The sequence below is a fragment of the Sphingobacterium sp. 1.A.4 genome (genome assembly GCF_002734245.1).
Lineage (GTDB): Bacteria > Bacteroidota > Bacteroidia > Sphingobacteriales > Sphingobacteriaceae > Sphingobacterium > Sphingobacterium tenebrionis.
The window spans coordinates 61,499-87,317 of sequence record NZ_PEAZ01000001.1; the positions used below are offsets into that span (position 1 = coordinate 61,499).

22 protein-coding genes are annotated in these 25,819 nt (G+C 44.4%); 5 read left to right on the plus strand and 17 right to left on the minus strand.

Annotated features, from left to right (window positions below; all coding sequences use genetic code 11):
* Positions 1-14: 14 nt before the first annotated feature.
* The 13 genes from rfbC to CRJ00_RS18565 all read right to left on the minus strand — a co-directional run bounded on the left by rfbC (position 15) and on the right by CRJ00_RS18565 (position 13,780).
* Complete coding sequence (rfbC, locus tag CRJ00_RS00320; RefSeq protein ID WP_099364948.1) at positions 15-566, minus strand: dTDP-4-dehydrorhamnose 3,5-epimerase; 552 nt, start codon at positions 564-566, stop codon at positions 15-17.
* A gap of 239 nt (positions 567-805) precedes the next feature.
* The gene (rfbB, locus tag CRJ00_RS00325) at positions 806-1,861 is read right to left on the minus strand and encodes a dTDP-glucose 4,6-dehydratase (protein WP_099364949.1); all 1,056 of its coding nucleotides are present in this window, start codon (positions 1,859-1,861) and stop codon (positions 806-808) included.
* Positions 1,862-1,987: 126 nt separating this feature from the next.
* Positions 1,988-2,890: a WYL domain-containing protein gene (locus tag CRJ00_RS00330; protein ID WP_099364950.1), complete on the minus strand. Its 903-nt coding sequence runs from the start codon at positions 2,888-2,890 to the stop codon at positions 1,988-1,990.
* Complete coding sequence (locus CRJ00_RS00335; protein WP_099364951.1) at positions 2,891-3,643, minus strand: hypothetical protein; 753 nt, start codon at positions 3,641-3,643, stop codon at positions 2,891-2,893.
* Positions 3,640-4,092 carry a hypothetical protein gene (locus CRJ00_RS00340; protein ID WP_099364952.1) on the minus strand — a complete coding sequence of 151 codons (453 nt, stop codon included), beginning with the start codon at positions 4,090-4,092 and terminating at the stop codon, positions 3,640-3,642. The genes CRJ00_RS00335 and CRJ00_RS00340 overlap by 4 nt, the downstream gene beginning before the upstream one ends.
* 425 nt (positions 4,093-4,517) lie before the next feature.
* Complete coding sequence (locus tag CRJ00_RS00345) at positions 4,518-4,757, minus strand: hypothetical protein (RefSeq protein WP_099364953.1); 240 nt, start codon at positions 4,755-4,757, stop codon at positions 4,518-4,520.
* A gap of 11 nt (positions 4,758-4,768) precedes the next feature.
* Positions 4,769-5,452 (minus strand): uracil-DNA glycosylase family protein, encoded by a 684-nt coding sequence (locus tag CRJ00_RS00350; RefSeq protein ID WP_099364954.1) that lies wholly within the window; start codon positions 5,450-5,452, stop codon positions 4,769-4,771.
* Positions 5,453-5,920: 468 nt separating this feature from the next.
* A complete protein-coding gene (locus CRJ00_RS00355; RefSeq protein ID WP_099364955.1) occupies positions 5,921-6,712 on the minus strand; it encodes a tyrosine-protein phosphatase in 792 nt (263 codons plus the stop codon).
* A 146-nt stretch (positions 6,713-6,858) separates the two neighbouring features.
* Positions 6,859-7,848 (minus strand): mannose-1-phosphate guanylyltransferase, encoded by a 990-nt coding sequence (locus CRJ00_RS00360; RefSeq protein ID WP_099364956.1) that lies wholly within the window; start codon positions 7,846-7,848, stop codon positions 6,859-6,861.
* Positions 7,849-7,981: 133 nt separating this feature from the next.
* Positions 7,982-8,515 (minus strand): 3'-5' exonuclease, encoded by a 534-nt coding sequence (locus CRJ00_RS00365; RefSeq protein ID WP_099364957.1) that lies wholly within the window; start codon positions 8,513-8,515, stop codon positions 7,982-7,984.
* 70 nt (positions 8,516-8,585) lie between these two features.
* Positions 8,586-9,863, minus strand: coding sequence for a replication-associated recombination protein A (locus CRJ00_RS00370; RefSeq protein WP_099364958.1), 1,278 nt, complete (start codon positions 9,861-9,863; stop codon positions 8,586-8,588).
* Between the two features lie 558 nt (positions 9,864-10,421).
* Positions 10,422-13,244 (minus strand): hypothetical protein, encoded by a 2,823-nt coding sequence (locus tag CRJ00_RS00375; RefSeq protein WP_099364959.1) that lies wholly within the window; start codon positions 13,242-13,244, stop codon positions 10,422-10,424.
* Positions 13,244-13,780, minus strand: a complete 537-nt coding sequence (locus tag CRJ00_RS18565; protein WP_144038048.1) for a hypothetical protein — start codon at positions 13,778-13,780, stop codon at positions 13,244-13,246. The genes CRJ00_RS00375 and CRJ00_RS18565 overlap by 1 nt, the downstream gene beginning before the upstream one ends.
* Before the next feature lie 226 nt (positions 13,781-14,006).
* On the opposite strand from CRJ00_RS18565, the gene CRJ00_RS18570 reads away from it, so the two are divergent.
* Entirely contained in the window at positions 14,007-14,219 is a 213-nt protein-coding gene (locus CRJ00_RS18570) for a hypothetical protein (protein ID WP_144038049.1), read from the plus strand.
* Positions 14,220-14,321: 102 nt separating this feature from the next.
* Here the strand turns inward: CRJ00_RS18570 and CRJ00_RS00385 are convergent, their stop codons facing one another.
* The 4 genes from CRJ00_RS00385 to CRJ00_RS00400 form a co-directional block, all read right to left on the minus strand.
* Positions 14,322-15,134 (minus strand): hypothetical protein, encoded by an 813-nt coding sequence (locus CRJ00_RS00385; RefSeq protein ID WP_144038050.1) that lies wholly within the window; start codon positions 15,132-15,134, stop codon positions 14,322-14,324.
* A gap of 84 nt (positions 15,135-15,218) precedes the next feature.
* Positions 15,219-15,809 (minus strand): hypothetical protein, encoded by a 591-nt coding sequence (locus CRJ00_RS00390; RefSeq protein WP_099364962.1) that lies wholly within the window; start codon positions 15,807-15,809, stop codon positions 15,219-15,221.
* Positions 15,810-16,093: 284 nt separating this feature from the next.
* On the minus strand, positions 16,094-16,681 hold the full coding sequence (locus tag CRJ00_RS00395) for a hypothetical protein (RefSeq protein ID WP_099364963.1): 588 nt from the start codon (positions 16,679-16,681) through the stop codon (positions 16,094-16,096).
* A 36-nt stretch (positions 16,682-16,717) separates the two neighbouring features.
* Entirely contained in the window at positions 16,718-17,548 is an 831-nt protein-coding gene (locus tag CRJ00_RS00400) for a helix-turn-helix domain-containing protein (protein ID WP_099364964.1), read from the minus strand.
* A gap of 212 nt (positions 17,549-17,760) precedes the next feature.
* On the opposite strand from CRJ00_RS00400, the gene CRJ00_RS00405 reads away from it, so the two are divergent.
* The 4 genes from CRJ00_RS00405 to CRJ00_RS00420 all read left to right on the plus strand — a co-directional run bounded on the left by CRJ00_RS00405 (position 17,761) and on the right by CRJ00_RS00420 (position 25,722).
* Positions 17,761-18,867, plus strand: a complete 1,107-nt coding sequence (locus CRJ00_RS00405; protein ID WP_099364965.1) for a tetratricopeptide repeat protein — start codon at positions 17,761-17,763, stop codon at positions 18,865-18,867.
* 268 nt (positions 18,868-19,135) lie between these two features.
* Entirely contained in the window at positions 19,136-21,250 is a 2,115-nt protein-coding gene (locus CRJ00_RS00410) for a carboxy terminal-processing peptidase (protein ID WP_099364966.1), read from the plus strand.
* Between the two features lie 807 nt (positions 21,251-22,057).
* Complete coding sequence (locus CRJ00_RS00415) at positions 22,058-22,525, plus strand: hypothetical protein (protein WP_099364967.1); 468 nt, start codon at positions 22,058-22,060, stop codon at positions 22,523-22,525.
* Positions 22,526-24,036: 1,511 nt separating this feature from the next.
* Positions 24,037-25,722: a hypothetical protein gene (locus CRJ00_RS00420; RefSeq protein WP_099364968.1), complete on the plus strand. Its 1,686-nt coding sequence runs from the start codon at positions 24,037-24,039 to the stop codon at positions 25,720-25,722.
* The last annotated feature ends 97 nt before the right edge of the window (positions 25,723-25,819 follow it).

The following is a 25,819-nucleotide window of genomic DNA, read 5'->3' on the forward strand; positions in this document are numbered from 1 at the left end:
TATTTACTGAATTTCTAAATGAGATTAACTGCCTCCACAAAACTGGGCAGGATTTCATCTTTTTCCGATAGTTTAAACAGTTCGGCAGGCAATAGCCAGTCGATATTCAATTGTGTATCGTTGTATTTGACGCCCCATTCCGCTTCCTTATGGTAATAGTTATCGCATTTGTAAAAAAACTCGGCTGTATCGCTCACTACAATGAATCCATGTAAAAATCCACGTGGAACGAACAATTGTCTTTTGTTTTCTGCAGAGAGTTCTACCGCCACATGTTGCCCAAAGGTTGGGGAATCCGGACGGGCATCTACCGCCACATCTAAAACTGCGCCTTGAAGTACTCTGACCAATTTTGCTTGGGCAAATTCTCCTTTTTGGGCATGCAATCCGCGGAGGACGCCTTTGGAGGAAAAGGACTGGTTGTCCTGCACAAAATTTACCTTGGCACCGATGGTAGCTTCGAAGGATTGTTTATTGAAGCTCTCGAAGAAATATCCCCGATGATCGCCAAATACGTTTGGCTCAAGGATAAAACAGCCGGAAAGTATAGTTTCTGTCGCTTTCATTTTTATATTTTAATCTGTAACCCCTTCATTGATAGACCTCCCGCGTCATTGCTAGATTCCAGCGGCATTGCGAGGCACGAAGCAATCTTTACCTTATCAAAAGATTGCTTCGTCGTACCTTCTTGCAATGACGAGATAGTTCCGCAAGGACGAGGTAGTTCCGCAAGGACGAGGTAGTTCCGCAATGAAGAAATATCTCCTCAATTAAGAAATAGCTCCGCCCAATGACGAGATTTTACCTACCTCGACGAGTAATGATCTTTATAATATTGCATATAATTTCCAGAGGAAACCTGTTTCAACCATTCTTGGTTATTCAAGAACCAGTCTATCGTCAAAGAAAGGCCCTCTACAAAAGTCACACTGGGTTCCCAGCCCAATTCATGCTTAATTTTATTCGCATCGATGGCATAGCGCAGGTCATGGCCTGGTCTATCCTTTACAAATTGGATCAGTTTCTCCGAAGCTCCCGTTTCTCTGCCTAATTTCACATCCATCTGCCTGCAGAGTTCCCGAACCAGATCTATATTCTTCCATTCATTAAACCCTCCCACGTTATAGGAAGACCCGACATCTGCTTGGTGAAATACCAGATCAATGGCGCGGGCATGATCCACCACGAACAACCAATCGCGGGTATATTTTCCATCCCCATAGATAGGCAATGGCTTGTTGTTCAGAATATTCAGGATACATAAGGGAATCAATTTCTCCGGAAAATGGTTGGGACCATAATTATTGGAGCAATTGGTCATGACAATAGGCAGTCCATAAGTATCGTGGTAGGCCCTTACAAAATGGTCGGAGGAAGCCTTAGATGCCGAATACGGCGAATGGGGATCATATTTGGTTTCTTCAGTAAAGAATCCAGTTTCTCCTAATGCGCCAAATACCTCATCGGTAGAAATATGATGGAACCTTTTACCTTCATAATTCCCTGCCCAAATACGTTTTGCAGCCTCCAAAAGATTTACCGTTCCGATCACATTCGTATAGACAAATGCCAAAGGATCGGTTATGGAACGATCCACATGTGATTCGGCTGCCAGATGGATTACCCCATCCGGTTGGTAGGTGTTGAACGCCTCATCCATGGCATCCTTATCTCGGATATCGGCCTTATGGAAGGTATAATTTTCTGCAGATTCAATATCTTGAAGGTTTTCGAGATTTCCGGCATAAGTTAGGGAGTCCAGGTTGATGATCCGATAATTCGGGTATTTCTGCACAAACAACCGTACCACATGCGAACCGATAAAGCCTGCACCGCCGGTAATGAGAATCGTTTTATCCATATTCTAATTTAACAAATTGCCTTTGATATAAGCGATTATTTAAATGAACCGCTAAAATAACAAATTATTGATGCCCTTTGTTGTAGGTGAATCTGGATTATTCGGATTTGTGGATGGAAAGCGTATTTAGCAGGCTTCATACTCCCTGAGCATGGCTTTAATCACAGCTTTAATCTCAGTCTTTAATGATGAAGGCTCCAAAACCACTACTTTTTCCCTTTGGGCCAATAGCGCCTGAATGAAATCATAGGTAGGTCGCAGGTAAAGTTCAAAATCTGAATAATCTTCCGTATCCCGCAATAATTCTTGGGAACTATGTAATGGCACGTCCTTTAGATAAGCATTCTGCGGCCAATAAGCCCTGATCGAAATTAATTGGGGCTCACCTTCGTTGATTACCCCAAAGCTATGATGGAAATATTCGTCAGGGTTTATCGTATGTTCATAGTTCTTTTTTTGATTCGATAACTCCACATATTTCGATAAATGTTGGATCCTTTCCAAGGCATATATCCTTTCTTGTCCAGTTTTGATGTTCATTCCAATCACGTACCATCGTTGTTGGCATAATTTTACAAATACGGGGAGGAAATACACCTTCTTGACATCCTTATAATGGGATTTATAATCGAAGTTCAATACGGTCTTTTCCTCTATAGCCTCTAAAATGGGATCCAAGAGTTCCGATGCAGGGGCGGCTGCCTCTAATTTCACATAAGGTTTTTTTCGGATATCCGAAGCAATATGGCTAAAGCGGTAACTGGACAAGATCCAACCTAAAAATTTATTACCTTTCAGATCATCCAGATTGGCAATAGTATATTTTCCAATCCGCTTATCAAAGATGATGAAAACCTCAAACAATTTTTCGGCATGTCGACGATAGCGATTGAAACTTCGCTCAAAAAGTTTAGCACCCTCATCATTACTAGCGGATTGCTCCCAGCGCTGCTGGATCTCTAAAAAGGTTAAAGGCTTTCGCATCAAGGAATCGATCAACCAGACGCAGAATTTGTATTTCGATTCCATTTAAAATTCAAACTCAATTTCTAAAACCAATTTATTAATAGTCTGAACAGAACTTTGGTAATCCGCAGAAAGGTTAAAAGCAGGATGGGTTAGTTCCAATCCTTTTTTTACCAAACTGTTAAATTCATGCGTCACCTCTGATCTGCTTTTTTCAGATTTTGTAATCACACCAGTTTCATTAAAACTCCTGCCTTCAATCAACGTCAGCAGGTCAACCTCATGATATAAATTATTTCTATCAAAATAGTCCTTTAAGAAGGCTATATTCTTGTCAATATCGAAGGTTGGCAGAACTTCACATGATCTCTCCACCATTAATACTTGTTCTGTACTCTCATTCCGATCTTTTTTTATCTTTAATTCCCCACTTACTATCTTAACTGATCCTTTACTATCTAAATCCAATTTTTGTGACTGATATTTACTTGAACAAATAATGGTTTTAATTTTTTTTGCACCCAACCTGGTTCCAACCATACGATAGAGCGCCATTTTTTGTTTTAAAAAGTAGAGTTCTCCTTGATCTGCCGACACATATTTATTTTGCTCGTAGGGATGTTTATAATATATGGAGTTGAGTTTGGGCAAACCGCCAATAACCTCCAAATTATTTTCTTTAAAATAATTGTTTTCATAATCAATGGATTTAACGCTGATTGTCGGATCCAACGCGTACGGAATTTTATACCGGTAATTTAAGGCTGCCTCATCAGTCTTAAACAAAATCACTTCGGGGGTATTTAAGCTGCTCATATTTTCTTAATAATGTAGTAACATGCCAACCCAAAGACAATTGCGGCTAAGAAAGCGGTGATTATCTTCATTAGTTTTTTGTCTTTCTGAATATTTGAAATTACCATAGAAATGGTATCCGCATCGATTTGTCTTTCGAGTTGGTTAGCATCCTTATTAAGTATTTGGATCAATTCATCTGTAGAATTCAAGTCATCCAGAAAATACATGAAAAAGATCCTACGCCCCACATGATCTTTGTTGGTAAAATAAGCTTGCATAATAAGGGCATTTCCATTTCTTCGCATCTGGAATTCTTCAGAATGATATACTTTTCGCCAATTATTAGCCTCCATGGTTTTACGATGGGCAGCTAATTTTTGATCTGCATCTTTTACTAAGACGCCATCAACTACGTACAGACCTTGTCCGTCGTTATTGGCTGTTTGGCTCACTAAAATTCTATGCATATCTTTCAAATATTGGTTTTATTAGTCCTTTCACCGCTCTTTTATTGGTAACATTTACCAAATGTAGATTTTCGAGGAGTTTAAAGTATGTTTTGTCTTGTAACTGCGAATACAATATTTTTTTTGCTTCACGCTCCGATTTGTTGCATACATCTATATGACTTCCAATGATGGTTATATTCTCCAATTTTTGATATTGACTACCATAATCATAGATAAGTTCTAACCGGCTATTACATTGACGTCTATAATCTAAATCTTCTTCATTTAGATATTTGCTGATATCGAATAGATAAACAATTACATCGCCCTCCTGACATAATTTTTCATACTCATTTACAAAAGCATTGGAGCCAGGAATATCTTTACCTGCACGGACAATTAAATCCTTATCTTTTCCTAGATTAATAACAAATTCATCGTAATCAGAAATACCTGAAGCTACCCCCCCCTTTTAACGCTGAATTGAGCTGCTGTAAAAAAAGCGTTTTACCAGATGACTCCATACCTAAAACAGAGAGCTTTATTTCATTCTGATTACCAAAAATTCTATCCAGAATATAAGCGAAACCTACAGATAAACTTATGACTCCTAAGATACCTCCTATTACTAATGGGATAATTTTATCCTCTTTTCGTTTTTCTAATTTTAAATCAATTACCATATATATTTACTTTACAACACTTCAATAAATTTCTCCATCATCCAATCATACATCTGCTCGTTGGATTTATTCAACGCTGCTGGATGGAAACTATGGATCAATATTAAATTCCTTTCTTTGTTTAGCCAGATCCAATCATTGACCTGTTTAAATTCTAAATCACCATATAATACCTCTTTTGCTGATTGAAACACCACATCCCCACAGCAAACCACAATATTTGCTCCTAGAATATCCAATTGTTCCCTCAAAAAATTCTGATATTTCAGGGCATGCGCCAAAATTTCTTTGTCATTTGCTTGTGCTCCTCCAGTTTGTTTTTTGAGGTTAACATACGCATAGGGATAGCTTGATAATGCCTTCATTTGATTTCCAGCATCAAAGGCTTCTGAGGCACTTAGATAGCCTGCTTTCGTGGCGTGGGTAAGGCCATAAAGCCAAGCAGAAATGCGATTATAGAAATTTCGGTATGGACTTTTTCCATTAATGGAACCACTCCACTCCCGTACATCCTCTCCATCATTATCATTCTGTTCCTTAAGTAGAAAGAGTATCTTCCTTGAGGCGGATGCCCACAGTTCATCCTCTTGTCCTCCACGATAGATTAAGCCATCGTAACAAAATCCTTCATGCCCATTTTTTTCCATCTCTTTCTTCCAAGAAGTAAATAATAAATCCAATTTTTTATTAATCATTTGATCTGCTAATAGGGTTTGGCTGATAAATCTTCAAAAGTAAATTTACCGTTTTAAAATAAAAAAAGGTTTCCCGTAAAATACAATATTCCAATGATTTTAATACAATATATGCTCTGCATCAACCTCTTTATTTTTCCAAAGGAACAAAGCCACTCCGCCAAAACCTGACAGTCAAAAAAATCATTAAAAAAATAATTCAGAAGCGTTGTGAAAGGCATTTAAAACATTTTATCATCGTAGGAACAAAGCGACCACTCGTCATTGCGAGGGACGAAGCAATCTTTCGATTAGTCCAAAGATTGCTTCGTCGTACCACCTCGAAATGACGATAATTGCATTAAAACATATGTCGATCATGAAATAAAACCAGAATGGATCAAAATAAAAAAGAGATGCCCACGGCATCTCTCCTCTATTATCTATTATCTAACATCTAATCTTCGATCTCTGATCGAAGATCGAACATCAAGCTATATTCCTCACTTTATCCGAAAAAAGGTTCGCATTTCTGATCGGATTCTCGTTCAGCAAGTCCTGCACATCATATTTACTTACCACCTGCTTCAACGCCTCCAAATGCCTAGTATGGTGCATATCAGTACCCACAAAATCATACATCCCTGAACGGATCAAGGTCAATGCAGCGGTTTTCACATTCTCGCCATAATATTTACTGATGGAAAGCAGGTTCAACTGCAGCATACAGCCCGCATTCTTGATGTCCTCAAAAATCTTGAAATTATTATGGTAATAATTATAACGCTCTGGATGCGCTAATATAGGCTGATAACCCTTATCCTGGATGGATTTGATGATACTGAACAAGGCTTTGGATTCCGATAGATAGGACATCTCAATCAGCATATATTTCTCACCCATTAAGCAAAGTTTATTGCTTTCTATCCACTGATCCAACTGATCATCAATCATATATTCCGCACTGAAGTGCAATTGGAAGTCTATATTCTGATTTTTTAATGCAAATTGAAGGGTTGCATGCGATCCGGAAATGCTCTCCGGAGTATTGTTATGCACACCGGCCATGACATGTGGCGTGGAGATACTACGATGGATTCCCAATTCTTGGAGTCCTTTTATCAATTCAATGGATTGTTCGACATCCTGACTTCCGTCATCAATTCCTGGCAGGATATGATTGTGCATATCCCAACCAATCCATGCTAGTTTGTTATGGTGAGAACCGCTCTGCGACCTTTCCTTCTCGTTTCCTCCAAATAAATTTGACCAGAATCCCATGTTGTTGTATTTCTTTGTAAAAAATTGTTTGGTTTACAGGCTACTTGTAGCAAAAGCAATACTGTATTAATACGCTTCTATAAAGTATTTAACGAAGTCTGAACCCTAAACGCTACAATCAGATACTTAAACGATACAACACGTATCTACACAAATCCGGAATTATCTTTCTCTAAGGCTTCGTAAACCTGTTTAACATCTTGCGCACGACTTCTATCCAGCACCAAAACCGCATCTTCCGTACTGATCAGCATACAGTTGCTGAGCCCTACAAATACCGTGTGCTTTTTTGATCCCACAACAATGTTGCCATTCTCATCCTGCTTGTGCCCTTTGGTCCTGTAATAGGTATAAAGCGAATCGAAAGCGCCCATATCCGACCATTCAAAACTGGCAGGGACGACCTTGATCAGGTCCGATCTTTCCAGCACGGCATAATCGATACTCTTGGATGGGATCTTCATCGAATGGTCCTCATCCAGGACAAGGTCCACTGCATACTCGAATGCCACCTCTGATGCATTGTAGAGTTTTGGCTCAAAACGCATCAACTCCTCCAGGTAGACCCCTGCCTTAAAGCAGAAGATACCTGAATTCCAGAGAAAATTCCCTTGTTTCAGGAATTCCTTTGCGGTATCCTCGTTTGGCTTCTCACGGAAGGAAAGAACGTTGTTCTGATCGTGTTCGATATAGCCATATCCGGTTTCCGGTCTCGAGGGGATGATACCGAACGTCGCGATGAACCCCCGCTGGGCAAACATAATCCCCTGGTTGATGGCTTCCGCATAGGCTTCCTGGCCTTCGATCAGGTGGTCCGACGGGGTCACCACCAGGATATCATCCGGTTCGGCATGGAAAGCGGCGAAGGCAATGGCAGCAGCCGTATTCCTTGGGGCAGCCTCCGCGATGATATCGTGTTCTACATTTTTCAGATATGGTTCGGCCAGGTCCTTGTTGGAACTGGAGCCCACCAGGATGACTTTCGAGGAAACCTCGAGGTTCCTTTCGACGGTCAGTCCAAATAGGGTCTTGCCTTCAAAAATAGGAAGGTATTGTTTTGGTCTTGATTTACGGGATAATGGCCATAGCCGGGAGCCGACACCGCCTGAAAGTATAACGTTGATAATTTTACTCATATGTATTGGTCTAGGGACTTCCCCTAATCTTTTGCTAGATGAAAACGATCCTTTAATGGATAACCTTTATAAAAGGAAATAGTTCACCTTGGCAAGTAATAATATTTGATTAATAATAAAATGGACTGCCAAGTTAGTAGACCTTCCCTGACCTCATCATTTCCATGGCGGCATCCTTTTTCAGGAAAAGTTCTGCGGTCGCCCTGGCATCTGAAAGGGCATCATGGTGCTTGAGTTCAACGCCCATAAGTTCGCAGCATATGCTCAATTTGGTCCGCTCAAAGCCGTAGGAACGGTAGATCTTGCTTGTACAGTCCCAGCTATCCGGCAGCATCAGCTCCGGATAGCACAGTCCATAGTGCTCCATGGTCTCTTTCAGTACCGATCGGTCCAAGAGTTCATCATGGGCCACCATATGCTGGCCCTGGATCATCTCCTTTATGATCGGATAGATCTGGATGAAGGAAGGTGAATTTGCTGTATGTTTGGGCTTTATCCCGTGGACACGGGAGGTCTGCCACATGTATTTATTCTCTGGCGGTCGTACCAGACTGTAAAATTCATTGCTGATTTCTCCACTTACGACATTCACAATACCCACTGCACAAACGCTATTGTATTTTGCCGTCGCCAATTCAAAATCGATCGTTGTAAAAGTTTCTAGCATGTTAAGCTTTCATAAATATGATTAGAAATCGGAAATCCCTATTGCCCAATACACAAATGTAAACAAAAATCTAATAGCCATATTTACCCTTCCATTTTTCCTTTAGGGATTCCCTCAATTTATCCTCCGCAGGGTTCTTCCCCGGATCGTATAATTTATGTCCATTCAGTTCATCGGGCATGAATTCCTGTTCCACGAAATTCCCGGCATGGGCATGTGCATAGAGGTAATCCGTACCGTAATTTAATTCTTTCATGAGCTTGGTCGGGGCATTCCTTAAGTGGATAGGAATGGTTAGGTTTCCCGTTTTCTTTACGAGGGCCTGCGCTTTGTTAATGGCTTCGTATGCCGCATTGCTTTTTGCCGAACTGGCCAAATACGTCACTGTTTGCGAAAGGATTATCCTTGATTCCGGCCATCCGATCACGGTCACCGCTTGAAAGCAGTTGTTGGCCAATAGAAGGGCATTGGGATTTGCATTCCCGATATCTTCAGAGGCAAGGATAAGCAGCCTACGGGCAATGAATTTTGGATCTTCACCACCTTCGATCATTCTGGCCAACCAGTAGACAGCCGCATTCGGATCGGAACCACGGACGGATTTGATGAAGGCCGATATGATATCGTAATGCTGGTCGCCGTCCTTATCGTATCGAAGCCGGTTCTGCTGCACGTGCTTAGCGACAAACTCATTGGTCACGGGTTGACCCAGATGCCCTGCTGCCTTGCTCACCAGCTCCAGAATATTCAGTAATTTCCTGGCATCTCCTCCCGAAAGCTGCAACAGGGCTTCGTACTCCTCGATTTTTAGATTTTCCTGTTTGAGGAATTCATCATACTGCATGGCGCGGTCCACGATCCGGATAAGGTCCTTTTTTCCGAGCTCCCTCAGTACGTAGACCTGGCAGCGCGATAAAAGCGCAGAGATAACCTCAAAGGATGGATTTTCCGTGGTCGCCCCGATCAATGTCACCGTCCCCCTTTCCACAGCTCCCAAGAGGGAATCCTGTTGTGATTTGGAGAACCTGTGTATCTCATCTATGAACAGGATGGGACGCTCCTGGTTGAAGGCGCTCATCTGCTCGGCCTTCAGGATAACCTCACGGACATCCTTCACCCCTGATTGTACCGCGCTAAGCGAATAGAACGGGCGATCCAGCGAATGGGCGATCAATAGGGCAAGTGTGGTCTTTCCGACACCCGGAGGCCCCCATAGGATCATCGAGGGGATATTCTGGCTGCTGATAGCGTCATGGAGAACGGCCCCCTTACCCATGATATGTTCCTGGCCGATGTAATCCGAAAGTTCTTTAGGCCGCATCCTTTCGGCCAGAGGTATCTTAGACATATACAATTATACGATTTTTTGATTTTAAAAGGTGTTGGTCCAGGGAACCTTGCGCCAATGTTGTAATCACCGGACAACTGTCCTCAGGGTTAAATAATATGCTAAGTGGAACCGTAACGGGAATATTTGTCCTAAAAACTATACATCACGACCTTCATCCATTTTCCGGTCGGTCGATTTTTTTTACATATGAATTAATCCGGCAGGTCATTTGGTTAAAAAGAATCATCGTGTGGCACGAAAATCCAAAAAAAATCCCTAATAATCATTTCGATGGATTTTGGCCTGTATTTGGCATATGGAAATATATTATCGGACCAAAATTAAGATAGCATATGGAAACGCTCGAAGAAAAAGCCAAAAGCCTGGGATTGGAAAAGGGATACTACCTGCTATTAATGGAGATATTATTCCCACAGGGCGAGAAAGAAAACGACATACTCTGATCCAACACTTAAACTATTATACCCTGGCAATGGGATGTACCTTGACTGGAACATCCCATTGGCCCTGGGGGATCTGGTCCCTTTCATGTGCGGACGGATCCATTCACCAAAATCAAGGAGTACCGAACCTCTTCACTTCTACCCTTTTTGCTCGTACAGAAAGATGTATAACGGGCACTTCAGCGATCTTACCTGGCCGCAGGTGCACCTCGGTCCCCTTCCCATTATGGACAATGTCCGCAGGTAGGCTCTGCAGGTCCACCTGGATGCTGTAGGTCCCCTCTGGCAGGCTTGCCCTGAATTCCCCATTGGAATCGCACATCATTTCGTACCTCCCACCATCGCAGAGAGCAAGGACACGGATGTCCCTAAGTTCATAATCTACCCTTCTGCTGATGCCCGGGACATAGTCGATCGCAAGGCGTCCCCGGACCTCACCCCCCAGACGCAGAGGAATCCGCAGTTCCACCTTCCTATGGTCAAGATCAAGTATCCTGGTTTCGGCAAGATACTGTTCCCGAGGGGGAAAGTACAGTTTATAGGTCCCATAGGGAAGAGAGGAAAAGGTGGATAGCCCCTGCTGATCGGTCGTCAGCAGGAAATCCCCCATTGAAAAGTTATAGGACCCCGCTGGTTTTTCATCGGGATCAAAGATCCCATTTCCGTTACTATCGAAAAAGCACTGCACCTGGATATTCCCCCGTCTGATCCGTGGGGACATCGGATCCCTGTAGGGAAGGATCTGGCGAACGCCCAGACGGAGGTTGTTGTACATGAAGGCATCCCCTCTCCCATTGGAGTTCCTGCTAAGCTGGAGGTTCCCCTGGATTTCCGTTCGTGGCATGGCACGGTATCTCAGGCCGAGGTTGACGCCATAACTATCTCCGTTGCTGCTGGATAGAAAGGCCATGGATCCGGCATTCCACCCAAACCTTCCATCCAGGAGCTTACCCCCCACCCGGGCACTGACCGAAAAACGGTCGGGCTGGCCCACCATTGAACTACTTCCAATCAGATCCAATGACTGCATGGCTCCCTTTTGGTAGGAGCCGTTCATTGCAAACTCGCCATAGGAATATCCAAGGTCCGCACGCATCGCCCAATCGGTTTCATCCTGTCCTTTACGGTCGACAAGAGCGTTCTCCAGGGAGAAGTTAAATTGGTGCCTCAGATCAGAAGATCGTAGATTCCCAGAGAACAGCAGTCCCATTGACCTGGTCTGGAGTATGCTCTCGCCAAGGGCCGTCTGCAATCTGGTCTGCTCGGAAAGCAACCTGGGGACCAAGCCAATGTTCATCCGTGGAGTTAAGGGGGCAAAGACCGAAGCAGAGATCCTGGAGGAACGCTGGTGGTAAAGGAAGGAATTCAACGAAAGGTAGCTCGGATTCTGGTCCATGAAGGTCTGGTCCAAGCTCAAATTGGCCTTTCTCCAGTTCCTGGATAGTCTGTTCAGGACCTGCAGGGTCCCTCTTCGGTTCCCGGGGTAGTAAGGGGAACTGTAGAACCCTTCACTGTTGAGCTGCCATTTCCCGGGCTGCCATGTAAAATTGAGCCCACCGGCAGCCGAAGGGATAAAGTGCCGGCGCCCTTCCCCTTCACCCTGGAGACCATGGAGCCCAAAACCAAGTCTGCCCTTCAGACTGGCACCTCTTGGAGCCCTGGCGGCCAACAGATCGAACTGGTTGTAAACCAAAAGGCTTCTGGTGCTGTCCAGATCATTCCGTTCCATCACAACCTCTGCCTGGTATGCCATCCTACCGGCAGGGCGTACCCACTTTTCAAATTTTGCGTATGCCGCATGGCCTAGCCCTTGTCCGTATAGTCCGGCAAGAAGATCGGAGGATCTCTCCAGCAGCGCCAGGGTATAGGAGATCGTTTTAGAGGTATCCCGATGGGAATACCGGACCCCACTTCCATACACTGGCATCTCCAGAGATTCCTGGATGTTTCCAAGTGTGAGCACATGCCCTCCCAGGGCCATCTCCATGTAGGTATTGCTGATGACCGGCCGCGACATGCCGTTCACATGGTACATCATCGCACCGAAGTGCGTCCTGCTCCCCATCAGCGTATAGTCCCCCTGTGCCCTGAGATGGTAGGTTGGCAGCGGACTGGCCAGATTGTCCGCCTGCAGTTCCATAAAATTAGGGGTCTGCCATGCCCTTGATGCATCACTGGGGAACATCCTGGCGAAGTCCCGATGGGAGGAAAGGCTGGTAAAGACAAGAGAAATATTGTCCACCAGATCACTGTTCTGATACATTCCGCTCACATTCACGGTATATTGGCTCCTTTGCAGTATATACCTTTCCACGATGATCGAGCGCCTGATCAGGGTATCTTCTCCCGGGCCCAGTTCAATGGTGGATTCGAGGAATTCTGCTTTACCTATCCTGTCATCAGAGGAGTATACGATCTTCACCACCTCGCGCCGGGTCCCCAGATTGGAGACCCTGACCCTGGTCTCAATGGAATCACCCAATTGCCTGATGTACTGGAACAGGGTCTCGTTTGCCATCCTCACCAAACGTCTGGAGGGGACCGTAAGCCTGATCCCTACAGATTCCCTGATCCTGCCCGTGGAGTCCATGAGTTCCAGGATCGCCTCTTTATCCTGGGCCAGGTGAAGCCCTGACATACGGAACTTGATGGAAAAATAACGCACCTGTGATTCCCCGATCTCCAATGGTATCAGTTCCCGACCTAGAACATCTGCCCCCTGGGGAAGAGCAAGCCTAACCGAGCCCTTGAAGCCTTCGACCTGGGAGGCACTGATGCTCAGATCAAGCGAATTGATCCCTGGATGCACGCTCATTTCCCTTTGGACGGTTATCTGCGGCCATTCTTTCGAGCTCTGGGCATAACAGCACGTGATGGTCAGGCAAAGGGCCTCCAGGATATAAAAAACATGTTTGATGGTTACTTTTACCTTCATTACCTGGGTAATAAAAGATAGAGGATGGAGACCTGATAGCTCCCCATGGAGAGCCCCTTGATCTGCTGTATGGTCGGTTTTGCCTGGTACTCCAGATGGAATCTGCGTTCGACTCCCTTATCCGAGGAAAGACAGCTTGCCAATAGGGACTCATTTTGGGAGATTATAGTCCTGGGGTTCGACTGAATTATCGAGCCTTGGCCCGGCAGTAATTGAACCGAAAGGATGGAAACTGGAATAAAAGACGAATTAACCCCTCTGAATTCACTATCCATCGAGCTGACCCTGACCTCGAAATCGGTCGCGGAATTCACTTTGAGGGCATCATTGATGGTCAGGGAGACCCCCTGTGCATAATCTCTGGAATTCCTGAACTCCAAATTCGCGGTGGCAGTCTGGGGAGAGAAAAAGAATCCGAAATCCGGTTCTACATCGACCATTCCACCATCGCTAAGGTTGGGGGGCATCTGCATTTCATAGTTCACCCGCTGCATACCCAAAACCTTCCCCTGAGCATCATACAGTGTGAAGACCAATGGGATCCTGTACTTGATATGCCTATATTGGTCCGTACTGAGGTACTCCTCCAGGTACTTGCCCGGCTCGACCTTCAGTAGGCCGAAAAGCCTGTACTGAACATAATGAGATCCATGCGAAGCCAATGGCTGGCCGGAGGATTCGATCAACCGGACCTCAGATGAGGATTGAAGTTTAATCGGATTGCGTGATGCTCCAATCCCGGCGAGGGAAAAAACGGACTGGTTGTCATCCAGGGTCCACTGCAGCGAAATCCTTTCGCTTGGGAAGGCCCTACCCGACCGGTTGGGCCCTCCGGAAATGGGGACGATCGGTTCAAGTACCCTGACCCCAATGCTCCACCTGGGCACAATGGTTCCCTGTCCGGAGATATTGAACTGGAAGGAATTGAATCGCTCTGGAGTGGTCCTTCCAAGGTACGAACTGACTTGGAAATAATTATCCGACCACACAGTGAACTGTACCTGAGCCCCCAACTGGCCAAGGTTCACTAGGTATAAGAAAATAAAACCCACGAAGGATCTGCAGCATCCACCCATTTCACTCCTCCGAATTGAACTCGATTTCCGCGATCTTCACCAGGTCCTGGTCCTCGAAAAGGAACATCACAGAAGCCAGGTGCTTGCCCTTTGAGAGATCCTGGGGTATAGGGATGTAATGTTTCCTTCGGTCCCCCGGCAGGCTGTACAGACTTATGTCCTGCAATTGGGTCTTGCTCCCATCCTGCTGGTTCAGGAACTCGGCCCTGATCCTTCCTTCGACCCACACGTTTCCCTCAACGCGGAAACTAACCTCCAGGAATCGTCCAATGCTATCCAGAAGTATGGGCCTGAGATCGGTGACCTCCAGATCGATCGACTCCCTTGCCGGAAATCTATGGTAGACCTTGATCCCTGAGCGGACCGCAAGCCGGATATTCGCCCCATCCCTTTCCTGGCGGGCCCTTGGGTTCATCTGGGTGATGAACAGCATGGCTGTATGAACCGGAACATCCGGATCCACCGCCCCGTTTTCCGGGACCTTCATCCGGAGCTGGATACGTTTGGATTCACCGGGTTTGAGCGAAAAATACTTTTCTGAAACGGATAACCAATCGGCACATGAATTGGAAAGCGACCCACCCGTTGAGAGCTGGTTCTCGCCCAGTTCCGAATAGGACCAGTCCTCGAACGAAACAGCCAACTGCAGTTCGTAGTCCGCACTTGGATTGCTCACCTCCACGAACTGGACCTGCTCCTGTCCCGGCTCCGATACAAAATAGATCCTGGGGGGACCCGCAGTAAGACCTGTCTGGGCGTGGCCACAATGAATCCCCGAGAGCACCATTAGGCAGAGAACGTAAATAAATTTCATGCTATTATATAATTTTACCAGGTATACAGAAAAGCAGGGATCCATCCTAAATGGCCCTGCTTTTCAGAAAAACTTCTTGGATGATTAGTTTGCAGCAATCGTGTAAACCACATCCACTGAATATTTCGCAATGGATTCCTTGTTGTTCAACATCTTTCTGAGAAGATCTGCATTCGTGATCGGCTTTCCGATATATTTCACATCGATCTCCTGGTCAAGTACGGAAGATTCCGCTCCGCTGGAGCTGCCGAATGGACCCCAGCTCATGTTTGCAGCAGCATCCAGGGTCTGCTTATTGCCAACGGCAATCTTCAGCACCTGGCTGGCATCCACTAGATCCTCACCACTCCCCTGGGCTTTCTTAAGCTTTGCCCCATCAGAAAGAGTTGCGTTCACCTGATAACCTGAGCCAACGGATGAAACTTTGAGCTGCCTTAGGACGTTCTTCTCCACTCCATTGTTGTAGTCCTGGGTGTTTTTATATTCCAAGGTCACCTCATCATCATACCCACTGCTCACCGGACCGTCCTGCCCAGCACCGGAACCAATGCTGATGGTCTGGAAAGGGTTAAGGATAACGTTCACTTTTACTTTTGCGCTACCGGAAGTTGTCTGCGCGTTCACCATGTTGATGCCAGCTAGGATAACTGCAACGATCAGGATCATTTTTTTCATTTTTTTCTATCTAGTTAAGTTTGTTCAAGATTCTATTTCAACCCTACCATGTTTGGATGCCGGTTGAAATTGATGATGCAAAACTAGAGGTATCTGCCTAAAAAAAAGTATGATTTTATGCTTAAAAATTATGAAAAACGTTCCGTTGGAATTTATGTAGTCACATCTCTACAAGCGTACGCTACCATCCGGATGGGCATCAGATCGATTTCCAGGAATGTCACTGAGAGCATAGGTACCACCATCCACAATCCCCATTTGCACAAAGGGGACCTTGAAGAGCCCTACCTGGTCTCGATACTGTACAGGATGTCATTGGTCAGTGTGAGGGCCTGCTGTTGGGATGCCAAGTCAAGGAGGTCGCTACCGCTGGGACCGATATAGGTCACATCGAATGTGGCCCCGAGGTTCGGACGGCCGGAAGATATAAAGACCGACTCTCGGTTATCCAGGCTGACCTGGTTCATCGAGAGGTCCCCATCATGGACGACAGCCCTTGCGTTCATCCTGATTCCAGAGAGCGGATGTCTGCGACCTGGTCCGCTATCCAGACTGATGAACTCGGAGTTGGCAAGTTTGACCTTGACCTCAAATGCCTCGGTACTGAACAGAGAAATATGGGCAAGTTGTAGGCTCTGGACCCCCTGCCTATAATCATCCATATTGGAATATGAGAGCGTGATCTGCTCCTGCTGTGGATGGATGGTGAGGTTCTGGACGCGGTTCAGTACGATGTTCAACCTTACGCTCTGCCCATTGGAAACCATGATGCCGGCTCCGATCAACAACAACAAAGATAATATGATCCTGTTCATTTCCCCTCCTTTTTCTGATTGACTAAATATAGTTTTTTTTTCATCACATGGGCCCACCGGATAAAAAAAAAAAATCGATTTGACCCACAAATGTTACAATCTCCATTTTTTCCTGAATTCCTTGGGTGATATACCGAACCTTTTGGAAAATGACGCACTGAAATTGTTCACATCCCTGAAGCCAAGGTCCCAGGCAATCTGCTTTATGCTCCTGTCCCCATCGGCTAGCATCCGTTTTTCCAGATCACCCAGATGCTCGTTGATCAGCTCCTTAGGGGTCCTGCCTGTTATCCTCTTGGTGATCTGCGTGAGTTTACGCTGGCTTACCTTGAGCTGGTCGGCATATCCGGAAACCTTTCTCTCTCTCTGGACTGACTTCTGGACAAGGATACGGAACTCGCTGACCAGTCTGGACTCGTTATCGGCAGAGTGCACTGGGGCATACTCGGACTGCTGCAGATAGATATGTCCCATCAACAGGATCTGCCTTACCATATTGAAAGCAAGATCCCGGTAGATGGCACGGTTGTAATTGCACCTTGCCATTTCCAGATGGCTGACCATTAAATGGTAGTAACTCGAATATTGTTCGGTGAGCTTCAATATGGTATACCCCTGCAAACTTTTCTGAAGTGGTCCAAAGCTCAGCAAAAAGGAAAGTTCATCCTCGGTCCGGGCAGCAAACCCCTGGGAGAAATAGAGCATCTGGAAAATCCGTGACTCCCCTTTGCAAGGGGCAATCCCTATGCCTTTTGCAAGGAAGACCAGGCTTAGGGGTTCTAGCTCCACTTTTTTTCCGTTAACCCGTAGGCTGCAGCCGGATTCATTGATGAACAGGATCTTGTACAGGGAGTCCTGCCAGTCCTGTGGCAGATCCGAAACGACCGGATCCCCCGAAGTAATCTCTCTGATTCCGAATTCCATTCTTATAAGGTTTATGGATCAAACATCCGATTATTTATACATCCTGTCAATAGCATGGATCATTTTTTTGTATGAGCCTTGTCACCGGGATTCCGCGCGTAAGACATAACCGATAACCTGAAAAGTGATTAATCTGTAAGCTAACCGGTGGGACATCCATCGCCAATTTGCAATTTTCCTACTGAGTACATTTTTTTGTAGATTTGGACCATATGAATTATATTCCGGATTTATCGAAAAAATATTGGCTGGCCTTGGTGGGCACCTGTATCATAGGGATGATGGCGCATGCCCAGACACCTGGCAAGGTACCCTTGGACCCATCTGGATTTGTCACAAAGTACAACACAGACTTCGATGGCATTGGTCCCGAAGTATACGTTCTCCCTGCACCAAGGAGCCAGCAAGAGGTACTGGTGGATACTTATAGGGAGAAATCCGACTTCTTTGACTCCATTTCTCACCATCTGGATTACCAAAAACTCATTGAAGGATTTAGGAGCACCTCCAACAAAGGGTATATCCTTCAGAACATCAACCCATTGCCCAGCTCCACAGAGCAATGGGAGGAATTGATCAATAAACTACAACAGAACAACAACAGGCCCCTGGCAGCAGGGATCGCCAACGAATTTGCCCTTGAACTTCTTAGGAACAGGGAGACATCCAAGGCCATTTCAGTCCTGAGGTCCGGAATGAGCGGTCTGCAGCCCGGATCCGAACGTATGGCGCTCCAGTTCAACCTATCAAACACCCTGCTGTATATCGGGGACAACAATGGAGCCACTGCCCTGCAGGAGAGCTACTTGAGCAGTGCATCCATCAACAGAGATATAAAGGACCAGGCTGATATCCTGGTCGCCATAGCACGCAGCGAGGCGGACCGCAGGAATTACCGTGCAGCGGAGAACACGATCATCAGAAAGGCCATCCCCCTATATAATAAGATCAAGGATACCATGGGAAAAGTCAACGCATGGACAAGCTTGGCAAGGATCTACCAGATTCAGAACAAACACACCCAGGCGCAGTGGTTCCTTATCCAGGCCCGGGAGCTTGCCATTTCCAGGGATTACCGGAACGATTTGGCCGAAATGGAATATATGCTGGGGTATTCCAAGTATGTCCAGCAGAATTATAGTGTGGCCAAACTGGAACTGGAAAGAGCCATGTCCATGGCCAATCGGGAGAACAATAAAATCCTTCAGTTGGCCATCTCCGATAAACTGGGGGACACCTATATGAAATTGGGGGATTATAAAGAAGCAGAATCCGCTCTAGTGGACTATTGGCAATTGCGCCGAGAAGTCTTCCCTTGAAGCCTCGCCGCCCTATAACAGTGCTGTCCAAATACCCATGTCCTTTTCCTGCCCACATTAACCCATCCGTATAGACATCACCGGACCCAGTATGGAGAAATGTGAGAATGAATGTCGATTTTTGGTTAAATAAACTTAAAACCACGAATTTTTGACAATTGGCATGATTATTTTACGTTGTGGCAACGCAGGATTGTTGAAATTTTGATTAATTTTAACATATTTTGATAAAACAAGGAAATAATTACATCTAAAGTCAGGAACATATATGTTTAAAAATCTTATTTTTTGTCTCGCGTTGATTTCAGTGGTCGCTTGCGGCGCAAAACCACGAGTAAACCTGGAGAAGCAGGGAATGGAGCTGAGGCCGACCACACAGCATGAAATCATAGCAAAGGAGGTTGCGAATCTTCTGGAGAATGTCAGCTATAAGAAAGCCACCATGAACGATTCCCTGTCGAACATAATCTACAACAACCTCATCGAGACAATTGATCCAGGAAAAAACTATCTGCTGCAATCGGACATCGATGACTTCCAACAGTACAAGAACAGCATTTCCCAGGATTTCCGAAAAGGGGACCTCACAAGCACCTTCTACATTTTCAGCAAATATGTGGACCGCTATATTGAGGCCATGAACTATGCCTTGGCACAGATCGATGCAGTCCACGATTTTACCTTGGATGAAAACTACACCAGCTTTCGTGAGAAACTACCTTGGTTCAGAACCGCTGCAGAGGTGAAGGACCAATGGCGCAAAAGGGTCAAGTATGATCTTCTGAACCTAAAGTTGGCATCAACGGATTCAGCAAAGTTCGACCTGGATAAAAGCAAGGAGTCCTTGCGCAGCCGTTACAACAACTTGATATCCCAGATCAAAAAAACGAATGCCAATGATGCATTCCAAGTGATCATGACTTCTTTTACGGACGCTGTGGATCCGCACACAAACTATTTTAACCCATCCTTGGCACAAGGTTTCAACGAGAGCATGTCTAACACGCTGGAGGGTATCGGTGCCCAATTGCAGATGGAAAACGAAATGGTGACCATCAAGATGATCATCGCCGGAGGCCCTGCATTTAAGGAAAAATCCCTGCAGATCAATGACCGCATTGTTGCAGTAGCACAAGGAAACGGTGAGTTCGAGGATATTATCGGATGGCGCTTGGATGCGGCGGTCGCAAAAATCAAAGGTAAGAAAGGAACGGTTGTCCGCCTGAAGGTTCTACCTGCCGGAGCGGCATTGTCCACCCCGCCAAAAACAGTCACACTAACCCGCGAGAAGATCGTCCTTTCGGAGGAATCCGCAAAACGTAAGATCCAAACAGTGAAAGGAACGGATGGAAAGGACTATAAAGTTGGTATAATCGACCTTCCGAAATTCTATATAGATTTTGAGGCAGTCCGAAGAGGGGACCCGGATTATAAGAGTACCACCCGAGATGTCCGATTGATCATCGACAGCCTGAAACGCGATGGGGTCGACGCTATCGTAATGGACCTGAGGAACAATGGCGGCGGCTCTTTGGTAGAAGCTGTAGAACTTACCGGATTGTTCATCGACAAAGGACCTGTTGTACAGGTTCGTGATACCAGGAACCGCGTCCAGGTGGATAGTGACGAAGAACCGGGCTTGGCCTGGGAAGGTCCGTTTGGTGTGATCATCAACCGTTTCTCGGCATCGGCCTCAGAGATTTTCGCAGGTGCCATCCAGGATTATGGTCGTGGTGTCATCCTTGGCTCAACCTCCTATGGTAAAGGTACGGTTCAGAGTGCGGTGGATATGTCCCGATTTATATCAGCAACCAATAAGATTTTGATCAAAGCAGCTGGTAACAATGATCCGGATACCCCTAATGGAGCACCTGAATTTGGGCAGATCAATATTACGATGGGTAAATTCTACCGTATCAACGGAAGCAGCACCCAACATAAGGGGGTCACCCCGGATGTCACATTTCCGACCCAGTATACCGCGGAGAAATTCGGAGAAAGTTCAGAGCCTTCGGCATTGCCCTGGGACCAGATCAAACCGACCAATTTTTCAAAGATCCGGGAACTGACGGGAACCAACAGCAAATTGGAAACCCTGCATAAGGCCCGTGTTCAGAAATCACCAGCCTACAGTTTCCTATTGGAAGATATCGAGGAATTCAATAGAGCGGAACAGATGCCATCCGTAAGCCTGAATGAAGCGGAACTGAAGGCTGAACGAGAAAAGAACCGTTTGAAATTACGTGATAGGATCAATAAGCAATTAGCTTTCGAGGGAAAACCATTGTGGGAAGAGGGCCAACCACAACCCAAGATAGAATACGATTTCGTTCTGGATGAAAGTGCGAAGATCATGGTGGACTTTATCAATCTGAAGAAATAAATCAACAGCGGGCAGCTTGACCGTTCGTTCATAAAAATGGCTGCCGCTGCAAGCAAGGGCACCGCAAAGGACGCTTATTGTTGGATTAAAAAGGAGTATGGGAAAATATTTTCCCATACTCCTTTTCCGGTTTTTGGCAGGTGCATTTTATAACCAAGGGATGGCTCTTGCCCAACAGTGGATAATGATCTTTTCGAGTTCCGATAGATAGGCACCATAGTCCATAAAAAAGGCAATTTTCTAGAAGAATCTTTGTCCTTATCGGTTTTTGACGCCAATATCCGAAAGGCTCGGTTATTGCTCGGAGAATGATTTTGGTTATAAGTCCCGATTGGATGTAGTGGGACTTCTGGTGTACTGCTTATTGCACTTCGGACGCTGGGCACAAATACTGTTTCGCTTTTGGGAATTCCGGATCCTGGGCACTCCTGGCAATAGCGATAATCCTACTTCGGGGTTCAGCTCCGATCTATCCCCGAAATGGAAAATAAGTTGTTCCATCTACCCATAGGGAGCTGGCAACCATTAACCAGGACCAGCACTTGATTTTAAATCATTCAAGGCCGTATTCAATATGTACATTTGTGTTGAAATGGTAGGACAATAATGGAATGGTGATATTCAATTTCACTACAGGTATGAATATCGTGGAATGTTTAGTTCAAGCACCTGAGCCCCATTTAAGTCCTTGGTTTAAAATCAGCGGTTATCCCAGGTATTTTGTCCTGAAAAAAAAGTATTTGTTCATGTAAATTGGTTCGGATTTTTTATCTAATTTGGCCTCAGAAACATGAACAAAGAAAAAATATGACCTTGGATGAAAGATTGGAAAAATTCAATGAGCATTTCCATTATAAAGAACAACCTGAACTATTTGAGTTCGACATGTCTCCGGAGAAGATCGCTTACAGAAATGAAGCCCTAAGGACAGCAGACAGAGATCTGTACCTAAAATACCTCACTAATAGGTATTCGGAGAAATTGCAGAAAGAAATGCAAAGCTTTGACCTCTCGGCAAAAAACCTCGTAAAGATCGACAAGGCTTCAGCAATTGAACTATTTAAAAGATATGAAGTCAACCTGCTCAAATCGGACATCAGTTTCCTGGAGGAGGATGCTATCTATAACATGTATAAGGTTAGTCCAGAGAGCATAGAATTTTTATTGGAAGGTTATCGCGAGGATCTAATCGATGTTTTTGCACCTATTGATGAGGTTTTCCAGAATGGAAGGAATGAAATCTATCTGGACAAAAGTGGTGTGTACTCAAACTAAAAGATCGGATTTGAGATTTTGCTTATCTCGAATTCATGTTAGTTTAAATAGAATTTTAATGGAAAAGTAGGTTATATCGGGAAAGGAGATTATTGATGATTTGTTCCGGTCGGATATTTTAGTATTTGAAAAAACATTGAACTGCCCGCCAGAATGCAAAAGACCAGAAGATTGCTTATTGGCCAAAGATAATCCTGAACAGGAAATCAGTACCGACATTAAATGTCACCTTGTATGAAAAGAAGAATAGCCATTCTGGATTAAAGAAATGGAACAAGGTCGAAAATTGCATGGATGAATTTTAGAAAAATGGCAGGCGCAAATAAATTCGCAGTTTCAAGTTATGGAATGCAATCACCTACCGTATTGACGGATTACGGGAGATGAAAGTCGAGGATAGCGATTTTCTAAGCAATGGGATGTATCAACATTAGCCTTTTTTTTACAATTATGCTAACGAATATATCCTATCCAGGCGAAGACAGATACTCCAAATCAATTATACTACACTTTTAACCTAAAGATTTCGTGTCCATCCCCTTTATATCAACAGGCGGGGCTTATTTTAGTATATTTTTTTCTATATTCACTTTGATAATATAAGTCTTAAGACTTTTGGTTAATAAATAGTCAGCAAGCCTACATCTCCCGATCGTAGGCTTGTGTTTTTTAAATAGTTTTTTTAGATTTAAACATTCATTAGTCAGAGTTGATCGTACAATATCAATCCTGATGGAACGATTAGGTTTTATTTTAGGGTAGCACTCAAGCGTGCTGCCCATTTTTAATAAGGATTATTTCGACCAATCCGACCGATGGGTCACAGACCACTGCATTCCAACAATTATGTGGGCAAATATCTTTAATAATAATATGTTTTTTCGAAACTCTGTTCAATATTGTCTGTCCTAACCATTGCTTGGGTCTTCACCATACTTTGTGCAGATAGCTCGGACCGGGCAGCTAATTGCCCAATAGTTTATCCTTACTTTACTATAGCAGTTATTGAAATGTCTTGAGGTCTTGAAACTACAAAGTGATGGTGAACAATCTGTCTTAAATAGATAAAGTCTTTAAAAGATAAAAAATGGTCGAGTTCTTCCGACAATGACTACATTTTACACCGTTTTTTTCAATAAGCAAACATCATTTGGTTTTATAAATGCTGAATAAATTTCTCCTCATAATTATTATATGAGCTATAATCTAACTGAAACACGTTGAAAAGCAAAGCAATAAGCATCATTACCAAATAGTTACCTGACATTTTTGATAATCTTTATAAAAGCTTAAAAATCATCCGATCCAGCCTTTTCCAAATAACCTTAAAATAGAAAATAAGGGAAGTAATTAATCCTATATGCAATGATTCCAACATTATGAATGGGCCCCTAGCCCAACTCAGATAAATTGACTGGCTATTATTTTCTTCAGGGCCTTTGGAGTCCAGAACGCAGGAATTATGGCATTTCCATACCAAACAAAACCGCCCTTCATCGGTTCCTCCATTAATGGTTAACAGAAAAAGCGATCAAACGAAGAAAAATCGCACCCTAAGAATAATCTTAAACAGCCTAGGCAGTATCCTTCTAATCGGTTTAATAGCCTCTTGGATATTATCCTCCTATCTTGCACCATACCTGAAAAGTGAAATCACCCAAAAGGTTCATGAAGGATCGGATGGCCTATATAAATTAGATATGAAAGATCTGGATGTGACCTTGGCAACTGGGACCATCCAAATACAGGAACTCAAACTTTCTGCCGACCCCAACATCCTCAAAAAACTGAATAGTCAGGATTCGCTCACTGAATTCGTTCTTGAAGGCAGTTCACCAAGCCTGAGACTATCAGGGCTAGGGATCATCGATCTGCTTCTATACAAAAAATTGCGCATATCCTCCATTAGATTGGATGCTCTGAATCTTGTCCTTCATCAACATAAAACAAACAATCAGAAAAAAGAGAAACCCAAAATGGCCTATGAGTTGTTCCAGAAGCATCTCAAGTCCCTACATATTGGAATTATCGATATCAAAAAAGCCGATCTGACGATAAAAAATGACGGAGAGGACCTTCATGTAAAAAAAATTGATCTGGAAATGAAGGATTTTCTGATCGATGGTAAGTCAGAACAAAACCCTTCAAGGGTATTATTTGCAAAGGATATCCAGGTATCTTTGCCCCAATTTGATTTTGAAATACCCAACAGTCCCTATAAACTTTCCTTAAAGGATCTAAGGCTGAATGCCAAGGACAGTTTATTGACTATGTCGGACCTTATGATCCGACCCATGGTATCCAGGACCACCTTTGCAAAGAACGATCAAGAGAACAAATCGATGATCGACTTGAAATTGGGAGGTTTCAGGATGACCGGTCTGCACTTGCGAAGGTTTATCCAGGATAGGTTGATAAGAGCTGAACATCTGTTATTGGAGAAGGGAAATATCGACCTTTCCAAGGATAAACGGTACCAACAGGAGAATGTATCAAAGATCGGCGAGAATCCGGCCCAACAGATCATGGCATTCAACCAACGGATCATCCTGGATCGGGTGGATCTGAAAGGAATCCGTTTAAGTTATACGGAAAGGAGCAAGAGATACAATCGGGACGGCACGGTCCATTTCAACCAGATCCAAGGAACTTTAAGGAATGTGAACAATGATACCCTAAGTTTGAGAAGGAACAGCCATATGGAAGCAGATCTTCAGGGATACGCAATGGGGGAAGGATTGTTGAAGGCCCATTTTAACTTTGATATGTTGAGCAGAAATGGGAGATACAGTTATAAAGGGTCTCTGGAAAGGATGCAAGCACCTGCATACAACAAGATCCTGATTCCATTATTGAACATCGAGCTCAATTCGGGGAATATCCGACAGATTAAATTTGATATCCATGGGGACGACGTCAATAGTAACGGGACCTTTCATTTTGATTATGACCATTTTAAAGTGAGCATATTGCAGGATCCGGATAGTGGTAAGAAAGGAAAGAAAGGCTTTCTGTCCCTTCTGGCAAATACCTTTCTGATCAAGGACAGTAATCCGGATGCCAATGGGAAATATACAGTGGCCCAAATTTATTATACCCGAACTCCAGAGCACCCCTATTTTAAGGTCGTATGGAAAACCTTATTGCAGGGGATAATTGAATGTACCGGGACGAACCCGGATATTTTACCTCTGTAGGTCCAGCATAAAACGCCGTAAGGGGTTCAAAGATCCAAGAACAGGGAGACCATTGACCCTGATCCCTCATTGCCAAGATCATCCCTCATTGCAGGTT

Bases quoted from the DNA above. Each gene is read 5' to 3' on its own strand.
- CRJ00_RS00410 (WP_099364966.1), top strand. From the start codon at position 19,136: ATGTTTAAAAATCTTATTTTTTGTCTCGCGTTGATTTCAGTGGTCGCT.
- CRJ00_RS00350 (WP_099364954.1), bottom strand. From the start codon at position 5,452: ATGATTAATAAAAAATTGGATTTATTATTTACTTCTTGGAAGAAAGAG.
- CRJ00_RS00335 (WP_099364951.1), bottom strand. From the start codon at position 3,643: ATGAGCAGCTTAAATACCCCCGAAGTGATTTTGTTTAAGACTGATGAG.
- CRJ00_RS00345 (WP_099364953.1), bottom strand. From the start codon at position 4,757: ATGGTAATTGATTTAAAATTAGAAAAACGAAAAGAGGATAAAATTATC.
- CRJ00_RS00390 (WP_099364962.1), bottom strand. From the start codon at position 15,809: ATGAAAAAAATGATCCTGATCGTTGCAGTTATCCTAGCTGGCATCAAC.
- CRJ00_RS00340 (WP_099364952.1), bottom strand. From the start codon at position 4,092: ATGCATAGAATTTTAGTGAGCCAAACAGCCAATAACGACGGACAAGGT.
- rfbB (WP_099364949.1), bottom strand. From the start codon at position 1,861: ATGGATAAAACGATTCTCATTACCGGCGGTGCAGGCTTTATCGGTTCG.
- rfbC (WP_099364948.1), bottom strand. From the start codon at position 566: ATGAAAGCGACAGAAACTATACTTTCCGGCTGTTTTATCCTTGAGCCA.
- CRJ00_RS00355 (WP_099364955.1), bottom strand. From the start codon at position 6,712: ATGGGATTCTGGTCAAATTTATTTGGAGGAAACGAGAAGGAAAGGTCG.
- CRJ00_RS00330 (WP_099364950.1), bottom strand. From the start codon at position 2,890: ATGGAATCGAAATACAAATTCTGCGTCTGGTTGATCGATTCCTTGATG.
- CRJ00_RS00405 (WP_099364965.1), top strand. From the start codon at position 17,761: ATGAATTATATTCCGGATTTATCGAAAAAATATTGGCTGGCCTTGGTG.
- CRJ00_RS00400 (WP_099364964.1), bottom strand. From the start codon at position 17,548: ATGGAATTCGGAATCAGAGAGATTACTTCGGGGGATCCGGTCGTTTCG.
- CRJ00_RS00370 (WP_099364958.1), bottom strand. From the start codon at position 9,863: ATGTCTAAGATACCTCTGGCCGAAAGGATGCGGCCTAAAGAACTTTCG.
- CRJ00_RS00365 (WP_099364957.1), bottom strand. From the start codon at position 8,515: ATGCTAGAAACTTTTACAACGATCGATTTTGAATTGGCGACGGCAAAA.
- CRJ00_RS00385 (WP_144038050.1), bottom strand. From the start codon at position 15,134: ATGAAATTTATTTACGTTCTCTGCCTAATGGTGCTCTCGGGGATTCAT.
- CRJ00_RS00415 (WP_099364967.1), top strand. From the start codon at position 22,058: ATGACCTTGGATGAAAGATTGGAAAAATTCAATGAGCATTTCCATTAT.
- CRJ00_RS00360 (WP_099364956.1), bottom strand. From the start codon at position 7,848: ATGAGTAAAATTATCAACGTTATACTTTCAGGCGGTGTCGGCTCCCGG.
- CRJ00_RS00375 (WP_099364959.1), bottom strand. From the start codon at position 13,244: ATGAAGGTAAAAGTAACCATCAAACATGTTTTTTATATCCTGGAGGCC.
- CRJ00_RS00420 (WP_099364968.1), top strand. From the start codon at position 24,037: ATGGTTAACAGAAAAAGCGATCAAACGAAGAAAAATCGCACCCTAAGA.